At 72.3% G+C, this 17,347-nt stretch carries 13 protein-coding genes and 1 pseudogene; 8 read left to right on the top strand and 6 right to left on the bottom strand.

Translation table 11 applies throughout. The features are described from left to right. Positions 1-18 precede the first annotated feature (18 nt). Both ACFWVP_RS01420 and ACFWVP_RS01415 read right to left on the bottom strand, forming a co-directional pair. Positions 19-642 carry a pentapeptide repeat-containing protein gene (locus ACFWVP_RS01420; RefSeq protein ID WP_384492881.1) on the bottom strand — a complete coding sequence of 208 codons (624 nt, stop codon included), beginning with the start codon at positions 640-642 and terminating at the stop codon, positions 19-21. Positions 643-1,021: 379 nt separating this feature from the next. After that, a complete protein-coding gene (locus ACFWVP_RS01415) occupies positions 1,022-1,486 on the bottom strand; it encodes a DUF5990 family protein (protein WP_384492880.1) in 465 nt (154 codons plus the stop codon). Positions 1,487-1,766: 280 nt separating this feature from the next. Between ACFWVP_RS01415 and ACFWVP_RS01410 the strand changes: the two genes are divergently transcribed. From ACFWVP_RS01410 to ACFWVP_RS01400, 3 genes and pseudogenes are all read left to right on the top strand, one after another. Continuing rightward, positions 1,767-2,324, top strand: a complete 558-nt coding sequence (locus ACFWVP_RS01410) for an NADPH-dependent FMN reductase (protein ID WP_384492879.1) — start codon at positions 1,767-1,769, stop codon at positions 2,322-2,324. A gap of 104 nt (positions 2,325-2,428) precedes the next feature. Continuing rightward, positions 2,429-2,767: a divalent-cation tolerance protein CutA gene (cutA, locus tag ACFWVP_RS01405; RefSeq protein ID WP_384492878.1), complete on the top strand. Its 339-nt coding sequence runs from the start codon at positions 2,429-2,431 to the stop codon at positions 2,765-2,767. Further along, positions 2,764-3,217: pseudogene (locus ACFWVP_RS01400) on the top strand (gamma-glutamylcyclotransferase family protein). Before cutA ends, ACFWVP_RS01400 begins: the two are co-directional and overlap by 4 nt. Here ACFWVP_RS01400 and ACFWVP_RS01395 read toward each other — a convergent pair. Both ACFWVP_RS01395 and ACFWVP_RS01390 read right to left on the bottom strand, forming a co-directional pair. Beyond that, positions 3,183-5,258: a molybdopterin oxidoreductase family protein gene (locus ACFWVP_RS01395; protein WP_384492877.1), complete on the bottom strand. Its 2,076-nt coding sequence runs from the start codon at positions 5,256-5,258 to the stop codon at positions 3,183-3,185. The pseudogene ACFWVP_RS01400 and the gene ACFWVP_RS01395 sit on opposite strands and share 35 nt — an antisense overlap. 67 nt (positions 5,259-5,325) lie before the next feature. Then, positions 5,326-6,066 (bottom strand): vancomycin high temperature exclusion protein, encoded by a 741-nt coding sequence (locus ACFWVP_RS01390; RefSeq protein WP_384492876.1) that lies wholly within the window; start codon positions 6,064-6,066, stop codon positions 5,326-5,328. A gap of 194 nt (positions 6,067-6,260) precedes the next feature. On the opposite strand from ACFWVP_RS01390, the gene ACFWVP_RS01385 reads away from it, so the two are divergent. The 5 genes from ACFWVP_RS01385 (at position 6,261) to ACFWVP_RS01365 (ending at position 13,263) form a co-directional block, all read left to right on the top strand. Beyond that, positions 6,261-7,178, top strand: a complete 918-nt coding sequence (locus ACFWVP_RS01385; protein WP_384492875.1) for a sirohydrochlorin chelatase — start codon at positions 6,261-6,263, stop codon at positions 7,176-7,178. Positions 7,179-7,271: 93 nt separating this feature from the next. After that, a complete protein-coding gene (locus ACFWVP_RS01380) occupies positions 7,272-8,600 on the top strand; it encodes a deoxyguanosinetriphosphate triphosphohydrolase (RefSeq protein WP_384492874.1) in 1,329 nt (442 codons plus the stop codon). 119 nt (positions 8,601-8,719) lie between these two features. Beyond that, positions 8,720-9,979: an NAD(P)/FAD-dependent oxidoreductase gene (locus tag ACFWVP_RS01375; protein WP_384492873.1), complete on the top strand. Its 1,260-nt coding sequence runs from the start codon at positions 8,720-8,722 to the stop codon at positions 9,977-9,979. Positions 9,980-10,071: 92 nt separating this feature from the next. Continuing rightward, on the top strand, positions 10,072-11,979 hold the full coding sequence (dnaG, locus tag ACFWVP_RS01370; RefSeq protein ID WP_384492872.1) for a DNA primase: 1,908 nt from the start codon (positions 10,072-10,074) through the stop codon (positions 11,977-11,979). Between the two features lie 198 nt (positions 11,980-12,177). Further along, positions 12,178-13,263: an RNA polymerase sigma factor gene (locus ACFWVP_RS01365; protein ID WP_384492871.1), complete on the top strand. Its 1,086-nt coding sequence runs from the start codon at positions 12,178-12,180 to the stop codon at positions 13,261-13,263. A 381-nt stretch (positions 13,264-13,644) separates the two neighbouring features. Here ACFWVP_RS01365 and ACFWVP_RS01360 read toward each other — a convergent pair whose 3' ends face one another. Then, entirely contained in the window at positions 13,645-15,570 is a 1,926-nt protein-coding gene (locus ACFWVP_RS01360; protein WP_384492870.1) for an ABC transporter ATP-binding protein, read from the bottom strand. Then, on the bottom strand, positions 15,570-17,303 hold the full coding sequence (locus ACFWVP_RS01355; RefSeq protein ID WP_384492869.1) for an ABC transporter ATP-binding protein: 1,734 nt from the start codon (positions 17,301-17,303) through the stop codon (positions 15,570-15,572). The genes ACFWVP_RS01360 and ACFWVP_RS01355 overlap by 1 nt, the downstream gene beginning before the upstream one ends. Positions 17,304-17,347: the final 44 nt, after the last annotated feature.

Genomic DNA, 17,347 nt, shown 5'->3' with positions numbered 1-17,347 from the left:
GTCCTCGCGAGGTCGCCGTCAGCCGTGCTGCGCGCCGTCCGTACGGCGCCGGCGCAGGAGCCGGACGCCTGTGACGGCCGCCGCTCCGAGGACTCCGGCGCCCGCGACGAGCTGGGTGGTGTCGGGTCCCGCACTGCCGCCGACACCGGTCCTGACATGCCCGGAGGGGCGCTCGGGCCAGGTCCCGGTCGGGGACGCGGACGGTCTGACCGGCGCGGGCTTCGTCCCGGGCGGCGGCTCGACGGGCTCCGGTCGCGGGCTCGTCCCGGGCCGCGCCCCCGTCCCGAGCCCGGTCTCCGCCGGATCCGCCCCGGTCAGCTCGGTCTCCGTGAGCTCGGTCTCGGTGAGTTCGGTCTCGGTCAGCTCCGTCTCCGTCAACTCCGTCTCCGTCAGCTCCGAGTCGGTCTCCAGCCCCGACTCCGCACCCGGGTCCGTGTCCGGGTTCGCCCCGAGCGCCGTCCCCGCCACGGAACCGGCCTCGGCATCCGTCCCCGGATCCGTCCGGACCACCGGCCAGGCGGACGACTCCGGCCTCTCGACCGCGCCTTCGGCGTACGCGGACGGGGCGGTGGCGAGGCCGAGCGCGACGGCGGTGAGGGCCGCGGCGGCGGTACCGGTCACGAGGCGGGCAGGGCTGCGCATGGGAATCCTCCGGGCAGACGGATGTGTCCTGCCTCCGAGACAACGGCCCGGGCCCGCCCGCCGCACGCTGACGCAGGGTCAGCTTTCACCCGTACGGACCCGTTGGGAGCGCCCGCCCCGCCGGTCCGCCGCAGGTCGCGGCGGTGACACCGACCACCCGGGCCGCCCGGTGCCGATCGGGTGACAGCCTTCCGTACGGAATGTGATGCGCATCACGCGCATGGTCCTGTGAGGGCCGGGCACACGAATTACAACCCCCCCACGGGACGGCAGACCCACGCCGCCCCCACATGGCAACCGCCCCCACCGGCCCACCCCCCCTGGGACCGGATGGGGGCGGTGTCATCCCGGGGCGCCGCGACACACGATCGCCGGGGTGTCACGCCCCGTCCGTGGCGGCCCACACGATGTCCGGCGGGCGCACGCGGGCGCAACGCGGCAGCCCCCCGTCGTCGGTCAGGCGCAACCGTGCGGTGAGGTGCCCGCTCAGCACAGCGGCTTCCAGGACGTCCTGAGTGACGTCGGCCATCATGAGTTTGGCCCGCCGGAACATGGTGAAGACCCCGGAATCGTCCACCGTTCCCCAGGACAGATAGACGAAGCGCCCACCGAGCCTGTTCTGGATGTACGGCCCCGAGACCTCGATGCCGCCCTCGGCGGTCGGCACGGCGGTGCAGTCCAGGGTCCAGGAGGCGGAGGGGGCGTCGCCGGGGTGCGGGCCGAGCAGTTCACCGGGCCGGTCCTTGCGCTGCACGCCGACGTGGATGTTGTCGAATCCGGCGAAGTCGGTGCCGGGCCGGCAGGTGCGGCCCGGGAGCTCTGAGGCTTCGATGTGGATCTGCATGACCCCATGGTGCTGCAACCCGGTCCCGGGACCGGTGCGGGCCCGGGAGGCGGCGGACTCGGACGGCGCCCGAGGGGGCGGCGTCGTACACCTCGTCGAGGTGCTTCATTAGCTCCGTGTACCCGGTGAAGGCAGGGATCCGCGGATCCTCGGCGGTGGCCGGGCGGCCGCCGATCTCGACGTACAGGGCGGTCGCGGGAGTCGTCATGCGCCCGCCGTGGGGTGTGCCACGCCCGGTCGGCTTGACCTCAACCACACTTGAGGCGTGAGCCTGTGACGCATGGACCTCACCACAGTCGTTCCCACCCCGCCCGACGCCCCGCTGAAGGTGGCCGCCGTCCTCGGCAGCAACCGCGAGGGCCGCTTCGGTCCCGTCATCGCCCGGTGGTTCCTCGGCCGGGCCACCGGCCACCCGGACATCGACATCGAGCTGATCGACGTCGCCGAGGCACGATCCCCGTCGGAACAGCTCGCGCGGGCCGACGCCTTCGTCGTGCTCACCCCCGAGTACAACCACTCCTACCCCGCCCCGCTGAAGGACCTCATCGACGCCCACTTCACCGAATGGCAGGCCAAGCCCGTCGGCTTCGTCTCCTACGGCGGGATCTCCGGCGGCCTGCGGGCCGTCGAACACCTCCGCCAGGTCTTCGCCGAACTGCACGCAGTCTCCGTCCGCGACACCGTCTCCTTCCACAACGCGGGCGCCCTCTTCGACGACCACGGGCGGCTCGGGGACCCGTCGGCCGCCGACGCCGCGGCCAAGACGATGCTCGACCAGCTGGTCTGGTGGGGGCGTGCGCTGCGCGAGGCCAGGAGCCTGCGTCCGTACGGCGGCTGACCCGGGCCGGGCCGACAATCGAGGCGCGGCCCGCACCCACAGGACCGAAGACGAACCGACGACGAACCGATGACGAACCGACGACGAACCGAGGAGACCCGGGGATGACAGAGCCCGCATGGCTGACCGTGCAGACCACGACGGACAGCGAGGAGAAGGCCCACGCCCTCGCCCAGGGCGTGGTGGAGGCGCGGCTCGCCGCCTGCGCGCAGATCTCCGCGCCCGTCACCTCGGTCTACCGGTGGCACAACGCCATCGAGACCAGCGAGGAGTGGCAGGTGGTGTTCAAGACCACCGCGCAGCGGTACGACGAGCTGGAGGCCCACCTCGTCGCGGCGCACGACTACGAGACCCCGGAGATCATCGCCACGCCGATCGTGCGGGGCAGCGCCCGCTACCTCGGCTGGGTGACGGCGGAGACGGCAGCGGCGGCGGCCCTGTGACCGGAGCCGGACCGCCGTTCCTCGTCTACGGCACGCTGCTCCCCGGCCGACGGAACCACGACCGGTTCCTGAGCGGCCGCACGAGCGGGGAACGCCCGGCCGTGCTGCCCGGGGCCCTCCTCTACGAGGGCCCCGGATACCCGTACGCCGTCGAGGGCCACGGCACGGTCCGCGGCGCACTCGTCACCGCCGCGCCGGGATCGTACGCGGAACCGCTGGGCCTCCTGGACGACCTGGAGGAGTACCCGGGCCCGGACCACCCGCGCGATCCGTACGAGACGGGTGGTCCGCCGGCCCGTACCGGCGACCGGTCCGGGATCAGGGGAGCCCGTCCGCGCCCGGGTCCACCTCGCGGCCGCCACCGTCACCCGGTCCCCGCGCACCGGCGACACGCCCGTCCCCGGGGGCGACCGGCTCAACCGGCCTCCACCCGCACCGCGCACACCTTGAACTCCGGCATCCGCGACACCGGGTCCAGAGCCGGGTTCGTCAGGGTGTTGGCCCGGCCCTCGCCCGGCCAGTGGAACGGCATGAACACGGTGTCCTGCCGGATCGCGACCGTGATCCGGGCGGGCGCCACCGCCCGCCCCCGCCGCGAGGTGACCGCGACCGCGTCGCCCTCGGCCACCCCGATCCGCTCGGCCAACCGCGGATGCAGCTCCACGAAGGGGCCCGGCGCGGCGGCGTTCAGCTCGGCCACCCGCCGGGTCTGCGCCCCGGACTGGTACTGGGACACGACCCGGCCCGTCGTCAGCACCACCGGATACGCGGCATCCGTCTCCTCCGCGGCCGGGCGGTGCACGACCGGGACGAACCTGGCCAGCCCGTCGTCCGTCGCGAAGCGCTCCAGGAAGAGCCGCGGTGTCCCGGCGTGCTCCTCGTCCGGGCACGGCCAGAACACCCCGTCCTCCGCCGCGATCCTCGCGTAGGTGATGCCCGCGTAGTCGGCGGGGCCGCCCGCCGAGGCCCGCCGCAGCTCGTCGAAGACCTCCTCGGGATCGGCCGGGAAACCCTTCCCGTGCCCCAGCAGCCCGGCCAGCGCGTTGAGCACCTCCAGGTCGCTGCGCACCCCGGGCGGCGGAGTGACCGCCCGCTGCCGCAGCAGCACCCGGCCCTCCAGATTGGTCATGGTCCCGGTCTCCTCGGCCCACTGGGTCACCGGCAGCACCACGTCCGCCAGCGCCGCCGTCTCCGACAGCACCACGTCCGCGACCGCCAGGAAGTCCAGCGACCGCAGCCGCTCCTCGATGTGCCCCGCACGCGGCGCGGACACGACCGGGTTGGACCCCATCACCAGCAGCGACCGCACATCCCGCCCCAGCGCGTCCAGCAGCTCGTACGCGCTGCGCCCCGGCCCCGGCAGCGAATCCGGGTCCACACCCCAGACCCCGGCCACATGGCGCCGGGCCGCCGGATCGGTGAGCTTGCGGTATCCGGGCAGCTGGTCGGCCTTCTGACCGTGCTCCCGGCCGCCCTGGCCGTTCCCCTGCCCGGTCAGGCAGCCGTACCCGGACAGCGGACGCCCCGCCCGGCCGGTCGCCAGGCAGAAGTTGATCCAGGCGCCGACCGTGTCCGTGCCCTTGGCCTGCTGCTCGGGCCCGCGCGCGGTGAGCACCATCCCGCTCCGTGCCCCGCAGAACATCTCCACGGCCTCACGCAGCTGCGGCACGGGCACCCCGGAGATGCGTTCCACCAGCTCCGGCCAGTGCGCCATCGCCCCGGCCCTGGCCTCGTCCCAGCCGCTCGTCCGGGTACGCACGAACTCCTCGTCCACCCGCCCGTCCGCCACGACCAGATGCAGCATGCCGAGCGCGAGGGCCAGATCCGTGCCCGGCCGGGGCGCCAGGTGCAGATCCGCCTGCTCCGCCGTCCTGGTCCGGCGCGGATCGATGACGATCAGCCGGCCGCCGTTCTCCCGCAGCTCGGTCAGATAGCGCAGCGCCGGCGGCATCGTCTCCGCGAGGTTCGAGCCGACCAGGATCACGCATCCGGTACGGGGGATGTCCTCCAGCGGGAACGGCAGCCCCCGGTCCAGCCCGAACGCCCGCTGGTGCGCGGCGGCCGCCGAGGACATGCAGAAGCGGCCGTTGTAGTCGATCTGCGAGGTGCCGAGCACCACCCGGGCGAACTTCCCCAGGGCGTACGCCTTCTCGTTGGTCAGCCCGCCTCCGCCGAACACCCCCACGGCGTCCGCCCCGTACGCCGCCCGCGTCCCGCCCAGTCCCCCGGCGATCCGCTCCAGCGCCTCGTCCCAGCCGGCCGGCTCCAGCTCGCCGCTCGCCGCGCTCCGCACCAGGGGCCCGGTCAGCCGGGCACCGGCGGACAGCACGGCGGGGGCCGTGCGCCCCTTGCCGCACAGCGCCCCGCGGTTGACGGGGAAATCGGTGCGCTCCACGACCTCGACCACCGTGCCGTCGGTGACCGGTCGCAGCTTCATCCCGCACTGCAGCGCGCAGTACGGGCAGTGGGTGGACGTCTCGGTGCGGGCCATGCCCCCAGCGTGCGAGCCGGGTATTACGGGCGCCGGTGCGTCCGGTTACGCCCCCGGTACACGCACCTCAGCCCGCGTCCCGCCCGGCCGTGAGGTCCGCGGCGAGCGCCTCGGTCACCCCCGCCTCGCGCGGCCCCAGGAAGTGCGGATCCGGTTCGAACACGGTGTCCAGGAGCGCCTTGCCCGCCGCGAACACCTCCCGCGTCCCGCCGTAGTACCAGGTCGCGTCGTGTACGGCGTCGACCCCGACCCCGTACGCGTCGATCCCGGCGGACCGGCACAGCGCGATCGCCCGCCGGATGTGGAAGCCCTGGCTCACCAGCACCGCACGGTCGACCCCGAATATCCTCTTGGCGCGGACACACGAGTCCCAGGTGTCGAAACCGGCGTAATCGCTCACGATCCGGCCGTCCGGCACCCCGCGTTCCGTGAGGTACGTGCGCATCGCGTCCGGCTCGTCGTACTCCACCCGGCTGTTGTCCCCGGTGACCAGCACCACCCGCACCCTGCCGGTCCGGTACAGCTCGGCAGCCGCGTCCAGGCGGTGCGCGAGGTACGCCGACGGCCTGCCCTGCCGCAGCCCGGCCCCGAACACCACGGCCACCTGCCGCGCGGGGGCGTCCGCCGTCGTCCGCACCCGGGCGTCGGCCGTCGTGTGCAGCCAGGTCGCCGGGGCCAGGGCCACCACACAGGCGACCATCAGCCCCTGCACCAGCCACCGCTGCCCGCGACGGGTGCGCGGCAGCCGTGGCCGCCCGCTGCCCAGCCACTTCGGCACCGACGGCCGCCTCGGTCCCCCCAGCCGCATGCGCGGTCCCCCCGTTCCGTACCGGATCCCTCATGGAACAGGACGATCGGGAAGGCCGAAAGGTTCGCGGGACCAGGAGTTCCGTGATCCCGGCACCCGCCCTGACAGTGCGCCCCGCCCCGCCGTGAGGTGGCGGAAAACACCCGTCACCGGTGGGAAACGGCCCGGCAACCTCCACCCGTCACCATCTGTCCATGACGGAGACGGCACCGGAACACCCACGTGAGCCCCTGCCCCTCGACAGCACGGCGCAAATCCTCACCCGCATCACCTCACAGCTCGGAAACCAGCTCAGCCTCGTCTCCCGGAACGGAACCCGCAGACGTATGCACCGCACCCGGAACGACGCCCGGTACCCCGCCCCGACCCTCGTCGCCGTCGCGCACGGCAGCCGGGACCCGCGCGCCCTGCGCACCGTCCTGGAACTCCTGGACCGGGTCCGGGAGCTGCGTCCCGGACTCGACGTCCGGCTCGGGCACATCGAGCTGAACGCGCCCCTGCTGCCGGAGACCCTGGACGGCATCGCGGCGGGCGACGCCGTCCTCGTACCGCTGCTCCTCGGCCGCGGCCACCACGTCCGGCACGACCTGCCCCTGGCCGCCGCACGGGCCGGGCACCTGCGGACCCTGGTCGCCGCACCGCTCGGACCGCACCCGCTGCTCGTCGAGGCACTGTACGAACGGCTCGTCGAGGCCGGCTGGCGGGCCGAGGACGGTACGAGCCGCAGCGCCGCCGTCGTGCTCGCCGCCGCCGGATCGCGCGACCCCGACTCCGCCGTCGACGCCCGCCGCACCGCCCAGATGCTCAGCGACCGCCTCGGCGGGGTGCCCGTCGTCCCGGCGTACGCCTCGGCGGCCACCCCCACCGTGCCGGTCGCCCTGCGCGCCCTCGCCGCCCGCGGGCGGCACCGCGTCGCCCTCGCCTCGTACTTCACCGCACCCGGCCGCTTCGCCACGGCGGCGGCCGACGCCGTCGACGGGACCGCCGCCGCACCGCTCGGCGCGCACCCGGCGATGGCCCGCCTCCTGCTGCACCGCTACGACCGGGCCCTGGCCACGGGCGTGCCCGCGTACGGCGCCCTGACGCACGCGCACCTGCCGGCGTCCGCCTGAACCGTGCGGCCCGGCGCCGTACCGCGTCCGGAGCCGCGTGACTCCACCCGCCGATCGCCTCCGCGCGGCGGGCAGGCCGTTACTGTCGAGGTCATGGATGGTACGTACGACACCCGGGACACACAGGAACACGGCGCGACGCCCTACGGCGCGGCCGACACCGAGCGCTGGGACACCGAGGCCGACAAACGGCCCGGCCGCACCGCCTTCCAGCGCGACCGGGCCCGCGTGCTGCACTCCGCCGCCCTGCGCAGGCTCGCCGGGAAGACCCAGGTCGTCACCCCCGGCACCCGTGGCCGGGCCTGGGACGCCAGCCCCCGGACCCGGCTCACGCACTCCCTGGAATGCGCCCAGGTCGGCCGGGAGCTCGGCGCCGCACTCGGCTGCGACCCGGACCTCGTCGAAACGGCCTGCCTCGCCCACGACATGGGCCACCCGCCCTTCGGCCACAACGGCGAACAGGCGCTCAACGACTTCGCCTCGGACTGCGGCGGCTTCGAGGGCAACGCCCAGTCGCTGCGCCTGCTGACCAGGCTCGAACCCAAGCGGTTCGTCCGCGACCCCCGCAGCGGCGAGCTCGTCAGCGTCGGCCTCAACCTGACCCGGGCCGCCCTGGACGCCGCCACCAAGTACCCCTGGCCCCGGGGCGAGCACCCGACCGACCCCGGCTCACCCAAATTCGGGGTGTACGAGGACGACCTGCCGGTCTTCGAATGGGTCCGCAAGGGCGCGCCACAGGACCGGAAGTGCTTCGAGGCCCAGGTCATGGACTGGTCCGACGACGTCGCGTACTCGGTGCACGACTTCGAGGACGGGCTGCACGCCGGGCACATCGACCCCAGCTGCCTCTTCGCCGAACCGGAACGCGGGGAGATCTGGGAGGTCGCCATCGGCCGGTACGTCCCGGCCGGCACCGACCCGCAGGAGCTGGCCGACGCCCTCGACCGGCTCGTCGGCCAGGAGTGGTGGCCGCACGGCTACGACGGCTCCGCCGTGGCCCAGGCCCGGCTGAAGGACGCGACGAGCCAGCTCATCGGGCGGTTCTGCCTCGCCGCCGAGTCAGCCACCCACCGCGCGTACGGCCCCGGACGGCTCGGCAGGTACGGCGCCGAACTCATCGTGCCGGACGAGGTCCGCAACGAGTGCGCCGTCCTCAAGGCCGTCGCCGACCGCTACGTCATGCAGCGGGCCGAACAGGAGACCATCCGCGCCGGCCAGCGCGTCGTCATCGCCGAACTCGCCGCCGCGCTCACCGCCCGCGCCCCCGAGGGCCTGGAGCCGCAGTTCCGCACCCTGTACGAGACCGCACCCGACGACCGGGCCCGCAAGCGGGTCCTCGTCGACCAGATCGCCGCCCTCACGGACGCCTCGGCCCGCTCCCTTCACGTAACGCTCACCGGGGTTCGGCAGACTGGACCGTGACCGGGCCACATGACACCCGGATGTGACCTGACCGGGACACACCCCCTTTCGCCATCACGCCGCGTGCGGGACGCTCGCAGGTGGTGGCGCCGCGCAGCACAGCACCGAGGAGGCTTCAAGTGGTCGACGCAAACCGGACGTTCGTCATCGTCGGCGGAGGACTGGCAGGAGCGAAGGCGGCCGAGACGCTCCGGACGGAGGGTTTCACCGGCCGGGTCATCCTGATCGGGGACGAGCGCGACCATCCGTACGGACGGCCTCCCCTGTCCAAGGGGTACCTCGCGGGCAAGGACGAGCGGGACAGCGTCTTCGTCCACGAGACGGCCTGGTACGCCGGGGCCGACATCGAGCTCCACCTCGGCCAGGTCGTCACCTCCGTCGACCGGGAGGGCCGGTCCGTCCAGCTCGGCGACAACACCGTCGTCCACTACGACAAGCTGCTGCTCGCCACCGGCGCCGAACCCCGCCGCCTCGACATCCCCGGCACCGACCTGGTCGGCGTCCACCACCTGCGCCGCCTCGCCCACGCCGACCGGCTGCGCAACGTCCTCGCCGCCCTGGGCCGCGACAACGGCCACCTGGTGATCGCCGGCGGCGGCTGGATCGGCCTGGAGGTCGCCGCCGCCGCCCGCGGCTACGGCGCCGAGGTCACCGTCGTCGAACCCTCCGCGACCCCGCTGCACCACGTCATCGGCCCGGAGCTGGGCCAGATCTTCACGGACCTGCACACCGAGCACGGCGTCCGCTTCCACTTCGGCGCCCGCCTCACCGAGATCACCGGCGAGGACGGCCTGGTCCTCGCAGCCCGCACCGACGACGGCGAGGAGCACCCCGCCCACGACGTGCTCGCCGCGATCGGCGCCGCGCCCCGCACCGCCCTCGCCGAGGCCGCCGGGCTCGACATGGCCGACCGGGCGCACGGCGGCGGCGTCGCCGTGGACGCCTCGCTGCGCACCTCGGACCCGCACATCTTCGCCGCCGGGGACATCGCGGCCGTGGAGCACCCCCTGCTCGGCACCCGGCTCCGGGTGGAGCACTGGGCCAACGCCCTGAACAGCGGCCCTGCCGCCGCCCGGGCCATGCTGGGCCAGGAGGTCTCCTACGACCGGGTCCCGTACTTCTTCTCCGACCAGTACGACCTCGGCCTGGAGTACTCGGGCTGGGCCCCGCCGGGCTCGTACGACCAGGTCGTCATCCGCGGGGACGCCGGCAAGCGGGAGTTCATCGCGTTCTGGCTGAAGGACCGCCGGGTGCTCGCCGGGATGAACGTCAATGTGTGGGACGTCACCGAGACCGTCCAGGAGTTCGTCCGGTCCGGCCGGCAGATCGACCCGGACGCCCTGGGAGACCCGTCGGTGCCGCTGCGGACCCTGCTCTGACCCGCCCGGCATCCGGGACCGGCCGGCGGCGGACACCCCGTCCCCGCCGCCGGCCGGTCCCGGATGTCCGGCCCCACCCGTAGACTTCACTCGTGGCAGGCAGGATCAACGACGACGACGTGAAGGCGGTACGGGACGCGGTCCCGATCGACGCCGTCGTCTCCGAGTACCTCCAACTGCGCAACGCGGGCGGCGGCAACCTCAAGGGCCTGTGCCCCTTCCACGACGAGAAGTCCCCCTCCTTCCAGGTCAGCCCCAGCAAGGGTCTCTTCCACTGCTTCGGGTGCCAGGAGGGCGGCGACACGATCGCCTTCGTGATGAAGATCGACCACCTCACCTTCTCCGAGACGGTCGAGCGTCTCGCCGCCAAGGCGGGCATCACCCTGCGGTACGAGGAGGGCGGCTACAACCCCTCCCACCAGCGTGGCGAGCGCATCCGGCTGGTCGAGGCCCACAAGATCGCCGCTGACTTCTACCGCGAGCAGCTCGACGGCCCCGAGGCGGAGATCGGCCGGAAGTTCCTTGCCGGGCGCGGCTTCGACCAGGACGCGGCGGCCCACTTCGGCGTCGGATACAGCCCCGCGGGCTGGGACCACCTCACCCGCTTCCTGCGCGGCAAGGGCTTCAGCGACAAGGAACTCATCAGCTCCGGCCTCTCCCAGGACGGCCGCCGCGGCCCCATCGACCGCTTCCGCGGCCGGCTGATGTGGCCCATCAGCGACACCTCCGGCGAGATCGTCGGCTTCGGCGCCCGCAAGCTCCGCGACGACGACAACGGCCCGAAGTACCTCAACACCCCCGAGACGTCGATCTACAAGAAGTCCCAGGTGCTGTACGGCATCGACCTCGCCAAGAAGGACATCGCCAAGTCCAGCCGGGCCGTCGTCGTCGAGGGCTACACCGACGTCATGGCCTGCCACCTCGCCGGGATCACCACCGCCATCGCCACCTGCGGAACGGCGTTCGGCAACGACCACATCAAGATCCTCCGACGGCTCCTGATGGACAACGGCAGCGCCCGCGTGATCTTCACCTTCGACGGCGACGCGGCCGGCCAGAAGGCGGCCCTGCGCGCCTTCGAGGACGACCAGAAGTTCGCCGCCGAGACGTACATCGCGATCGCCCCGGACGACATGGACCCGTGCGACCTGCGCCTGGCCAAGGGCGACGACGCCGTCCGTGACCTGGTCGAACCCCGCACCCCGCTCTTCGAGTTCGCGCTGCGCCAGATCGTCGGCCGCTACGACCTGGAGACCCCGGCGGGCCGCGCCGCGGCGCTCGACGAGGCCGCGCCCGTCGTCGCCAAGATCAAGACGAGCAGCGTCCAGCGAGAGGTGGCCGTCCAGCTCGCGGGCTTCGTCGGCATCCTCGACCAGGAATTCGTCGTCCACCGGGTCAACCAGCTCGCCCAGTGGGCCCGCGGGCGAGGAGACAAGCGAGGACCCGCGCGAGCCCCCGCCGGCTCCGGCACGCAGCACCAGCAGGGCCACCAGCCCGTCGCCCCGTCCGGCCCCGCGCTGAACCTCCGCAGCCCCGCCCACCGCACGGAGCGCGAACTGCTCAAGCTCGCCCTGCAGAAGCCCGCACTCGTCTCACCCGCCTTCGACGCCTACGGCACCGACGAGTTCACCGCCCCGCCGTACGCGGCGGTGCGCCAGTGCATCGCGGAGGCGGGCGGCGCCGAGCAGGGGCTGGCCGAGACCCGCGAGTACCTGGTCCAGGTGCTCGACGCGACCCCCAACGACTCGGTGCGCAAGCTCGTCACCGAGCTCGCGGTCGAGGTCTTCCACGGCAAGTCCATCGACGAGTCGTACGCGGGCCAGCACCTGGTCAAGGTCCGCCTGCGCGCCGTCGACCGCCGGATCGACGACGTCCAGGGCAGCCTCGCCCGCCTCGGGAGCAACGTCGCCCCGGAGCATCTGGCCGCCGCGCAGAACGAGGTCTGGGTCCTCCAGCAGTACGCCCAGTCGCTCCGGAGCCACGGCGCGGCCGCGCTCTGATCCGCGACACCGGCCGCCCCGCCCGGTGACCGACCGGTCACGGACCGGTCCCAGAAAGTCACCGCACGCCCCTCGTGGCAGTGATGTGTCGTACCCCACACTGGGTGGCGGTGCCTGAGTCATCGGAGCGCGGACGGTCCACCCAGGGCGGGCCCCCCATCCCCGCGGTCCGGCAGCGATCACCTGGAGGTCGCCCCCGTGCAGACCCGGACCGTGACGACCACGACCGAGCATGTCCCGGCGATTTCCGCGCAGAACCGGGCCACGCGCCATCCGGAGACGGCCGCCCCGCCCCCGGACGCACCCGGCCCCGTGCTGGAGGAACCGGTGGAGGCCCCCGAGCCCCCGGAGCGGCACCGCCCGGAGACCGGCGGCCCGTCGTCCGACCTCTTCCGGCAGTACCTGCGGGAGATCGGCCGCATCCCGCTGCTCACGGCGGCGGAGGAGGTGGACCTCGCCCGCCGCGTCGAGGCGGGGCTCTTCGCGGAGGAACGCCTGGCGGGCACTCCCGACCCGGACTCCCGGCTCGCCTTCGACCTGGACCGGATCGTCGTCATGGGACGGATGGCGAAGCGCCGCCTCATCGAGTCCAACCTGCGCCTCGTCGTCTCGGTGGCCAAGCGGTACGTCGGCCGGGGCCTGACCATGCTCGACCTGGTCCAGGAGGGGAACCTCGGACTGATCAGGGCGGTCGAGAAGTTCGACTACGCCCGGGGCTACAAGTTCTCCACGTACGCGACCTGGTGGATCCGCCAGGCGATGTCCCGGGCCCTCGCCGACCAGGCCCGCACCATCAGGGTCCCGGTCCATGTCGTCGAGCTGATCAACCGAGTCGTACGCGTCCAGCGCGGCCTGCTCCAGGAGCGCGGCTACCAGCCGACCGCCGAGGAGGTCGCGGTCCAGCTCGACCTGACACCCGAGCGGGTCGGCGAGGTCCTGCGCCTCGCCCAGGAACCCGTCTCCCTGCACGCCCCCGTGGGCGAGGAGGACGACGTCGCCTTCGGGGACCTCATCGAGGACGGTGACGCGGCCTCACCCGTCGAGTCCGCCGCCTTCCTCCTCCTGCGCGAACACCTGGAGGTGGTCCTGTCCACGCTGGGCGAGCGTGAAAGGAAGGTCGTCCAGCTGCGCTACGGCCTGGACGACGGACGGCCCCGCACCCTGGAGGAGATAGGCCGCATCTTCGGTGTGACCCGCGAGCGGATCCGGCAGATCGAGTCCAAGACCCTGAGCAAACTCCGCGACCACGCCTTCGCCGACCAGCTCCGCGGCTACCTGGACTGAGCCCGTGACCGGCGGGCCCGGGGCGTCGGCCCCGGATCCGCCGGGGAGCGCAGGAATCCCGTACGGATCCGGGGTCAGGGACCCCGGATCCTTACGGGAGTGCAGGATCCCGTACCCGCCGGGATCAGGAGCCCCCGGCACCCTTCCGCCGTCGCCGCGCGCCGCGCGCCGCCGGACGCCGCGCCGACCGCGACGCCCGGGGCCATCCCCACGCCGACACCCGTCGCGACATCACCGGTCACCGCGCCGACCGCGGCGCCGAGCCCGAATGCCGAGCGCGACGCGGCCTCCCGTGGCCCGCCCCGTCGCGGCTCGTCCCGTCCTCGTCAGCCGTCCTCGTCAGCCATCCCCTGCCCCTTCCAGCGGCTGCCCCACCGGCGCTCAGTCGATCTCGGCAGGCGCCTGTGCGAACTGCGCCGCGTACAGCCGGGCGTAGGCGCCCTCGGCCGCCAACAGCTCGCCGTGCGTGCCCTGCTCGACGATCGAGCCGTTCTCCATCACGAGGATCACGTCGGCATCCCGGATCGTCGACAGCCGGTGCGCGATCACGAAGCTCGTCCGGCCGTGCGCGAGCCGCGCCATCGCCTTCTGGATCAGCACCTCCGTACGGGTGTCCACCGAGCTGGTCGCCTCGTCGAGCACCAGGATCACCGGGTCCGACAGGAACGCCCGCGCGATGGTGATCAGCTGCTTCTCACCCGCGCTGACCCCGGACCCCTCGTCGTCCAGCACCGTGTCGTAGCCGTCCGGCAGCGTACGGATGAACCGGTCGGCGTGGGCCGCCCTCGCGGCCTCCCCGACCTCCTCCCGGGTGACCTCGCGAGAGGCCCCGTAGGCGATGTTCTCCGCGATCGTGCCGCCGAACAGCCAGGTGTCCTGGAGCACCATGCCTATGCCCGAGCGCAGTTCGTCCCGCGACATCTTCGCCACGTCGACCCCGTCGAGGGTGATCCGGCCGCCCGTCACCTCGTAGAACCGCATCAGCAGATTGACGAGCGTCGTCTTGCCCGCCCCGGTCGGACCGACGATCGCGACCGTGTGACCCGGCTCCACCCGCAGCGACAGATCCTCGATGAGCGGCTTCTCCGGGTCGTACCGGAAGGCCACCTTCTCCAGTGCCACGCTGCCGCGCGGCTCCACGGGCCGCTCGGCCGGCACCGGATCGGGCGCCTGCTCCTCCGCGTCCAGCAGTTCGAAGATCCGCTCGGCCGAGGCGACGCCCGACTGGACCAGGTTCGCCATCGAGGCGACCTGCGTCAGCGGCATCGAGAACTGCCGCGAGTACTGGACGAAAGCCTGCACGTCACCGATCGACAGCGCACCCGAGGCGACCCGCAGACCGCCGACGACCGCGACCAGCACATAGTTCAGGTTCGAGACGAACATCATCAGCGGCTGCATGATCCCGCTGTTGAACTGAGCCTTGAACCCCGCCTCGTACAGCGCGTCGTTCTGCTCGGCGAAGTCCCTCGCGGACTCGTTCTGCCGCCCGAAGACCTTCACCAGGGTGTGCCCCGTGTACATCTCCTCGATGTGGGCGTTGAGCTTGCCCGTCACCTTCCACTGCGCCACGAACTGCGGCTGCGAGCGCTTGCCCACCCGCGCCGCGACGAACACCGACAGCGGAATGGTCACCAGCGCCACCAGGGCGAGCAGCGGCGAGATCCAGAACATCATGATCAGTACGCCGACGATGGTCAGCAGGGAGTTGATGAGCTGGCCCATCGTCTGCTGCATCGTCTGCGAGATGTTGTCTATGTCGTTCGTCGCCCGGCTCAGCACCTCGCCGCGCTTCTGCCGGTCGAAGTAGGACAGCGGCAGCCGCGCCAGCTTCGTCTGGAGGTCCTCGCGGAGCTGGAACACGACCCGGTTGATCACCCGGATCGACAGGCGCGTCGACACGAGCATCAGGAGTCCGGCGAGGACGTACGCCACCAGCGCCGCCAGCAGGACGTTCCCCACCGCACCGAAGTCGATGCCCTCGCCGGGGACGAAGTCCACCCCGGACAGCATGTCGGCCAGCCCGCCGCTGCCGTCCTCCCGCAGCCCTTCGACGGCCTCGGCCTTCGACAGGCCGTCCGGCATCTGCCGGCCGACGACCCCCGCGAAGATCAGGTCCGTCGCCGCACCGAGGATTTTCGGCCCGACCACCGACAGCGCCACGCTCAGCGTTCCGGCGCCCAGCATCAGGTACAGCGAGGACCTCTCCTTGCTGAACCTCTTCACCAGCCGCTTCCCGGACCCCTTGAAGTCCATGGACCGCTCGGTGGGCCCACCGGCCATCATCCGTCCGCCCGGCCCGGCCATCAGGCGGCCTCCGCTTCCGTCAGCTGGGAGAGCACGATCTCCCGGTACGTTTCATTGCCGTCCATCAGCTCGCGGTGACTGCCCGTCCCGACGACCCGGCCCTCGTCCAGCACCACGATCCGGTCCGCGTCACGGATGGTGGACACCCGCTGCGCCACGATCACCACGGTCGCTCCCGCCGTCTCCCGGGCGAGCGCACCGCGCAGCGCCGCGTCCGTCGCGTAGTCCAGCGCCGAGAAGGAGTCGTCGAAGAGGTAGATCTCCGGCCGCTGCACCAGCGTCCGCGCGATCGCGAGCCGCTGCCGCTGACCGCCGGAGACATTGGTGCCGCCCTGCGCGATCGGCGCGTCAAGGCCGTGCTCCAGCAGCTCCACGAATTCCTTCGCCTGGGCCACCTCCAGCGCGTGCCACAGCTCCTCGTCGGTCGCGTCGGGGTTCCCGTACCGCAGATTCGTCGCGACCGTCCCGGAGAACAGGTACGGCTTCTGCGGCACCAGGCTCACGGTCCTCGCCAGCAGGACGGGATCCACCGTCCGCACGTCCGTACCGCCGACCAGCACATCGCCGTCCGTCACATCGAACAGCCGCGGTACGAGCCCGAGCAGCGTCGACTTCCCGCTGCCCGTCGACCCGATGACCGCGGTCGTCTCGCCGGGCCGCGCCACCAGATCGACCGAGCGCAGCACCGGCTCCTCGGCACCCGGGTAGCGGAACTCGGCCCCCCGTACCTCCAGATGACCGTGGGTGAGCAGCTCGGTGACCGGATCGGCCGGCGGCACCACGCTCGAATCGGTCTCCAGGACCTCCTGGATGCGCTCGGCGCAGACCTCGGCGCGCGGCACCATCATGAACATGAAGGTGGCCATCATCACGGACATGACGATCTGCATCAGATAGGCGAGGAACGCGGTCAGCGCACCGATCTGCATCCCGCCGCTCTCGATGCGGTGCGCGCCGAACCAGACCACGGCGACGGACGACAGGTTCACCACCGTCATCACGGTCGGGAACATGAGCGCCATCAGCCGGCCCGTCGACAGAGCGACGGCCGTCAGCTCGGTGTTGGCGCCCCGGAAGCGCTCCTCCTCGTAACCGTCACGGACGAAGGCCCGGATGACCCGGTTGCCGGTGATCTGCTCGCGCAGCACCCGGTTCACCGTGTCGAGCCGCTCCTGCATCGTGCGGAACAGCGGTCGCATCCTCCTGACGATGAGGCTCACCGCGATGCCGAGCACCGGCACCACGGCCAGCAGCACCGCGGACAGCGGCACGTCCTGGCCGAGCGCCATGATGATGCCGCCGACGCACATGATCGGCGCCGAGACCATCAGGGTGAACGCCATCAGGACGAGCATCTGGACCTGCTGCACGTCATTGGTCGTACGGGTGATCAGCGACGGAGCACCGAAGCGGCCGAACTCACGTGCGGAGAAAGACTGCACCCGGTCGAAGACCGACGCGCGTACGTCACGCCCCAGCGCGGAGGCGGTCCGGGCGCCGTAGTAGACGGCGCCGACGTTGCAGAGGACCTGGGCGAGGCTGACGACGATCATCACGCCGCCGAACTCCAGGATGTAGCCCGTGTCCCCCTTCACGACACCGTTGTCGATGATGTCGGCGTTGAGGCTGGGCAGATAGAGCGTGGCGCAGGTCTGCAGGAGCTGGAGCAGCACCAGCAGCAGGATCGGTCTTCTGTACGGACCGAGATAGGTCCGCAGGAGTTTTATGAGCACGCGGTTCTCTCGGAGTCGGCGAAGGGCAGAGGCCGGTCCATCCT

It is taken from the genome of Streptomyces sp. NPDC058637 (assembly GCF_042717325.1).
Classification (GTDB): Bacteria; Actinomycetota; Actinomycetes; order Streptomycetales; family Streptomycetaceae; genus Streptomyces.
The sequence above is the reverse complement of the archived record's forward strand: the minus strand, read 5'-3'. Positions and strand labels throughout refer to the sequence as shown.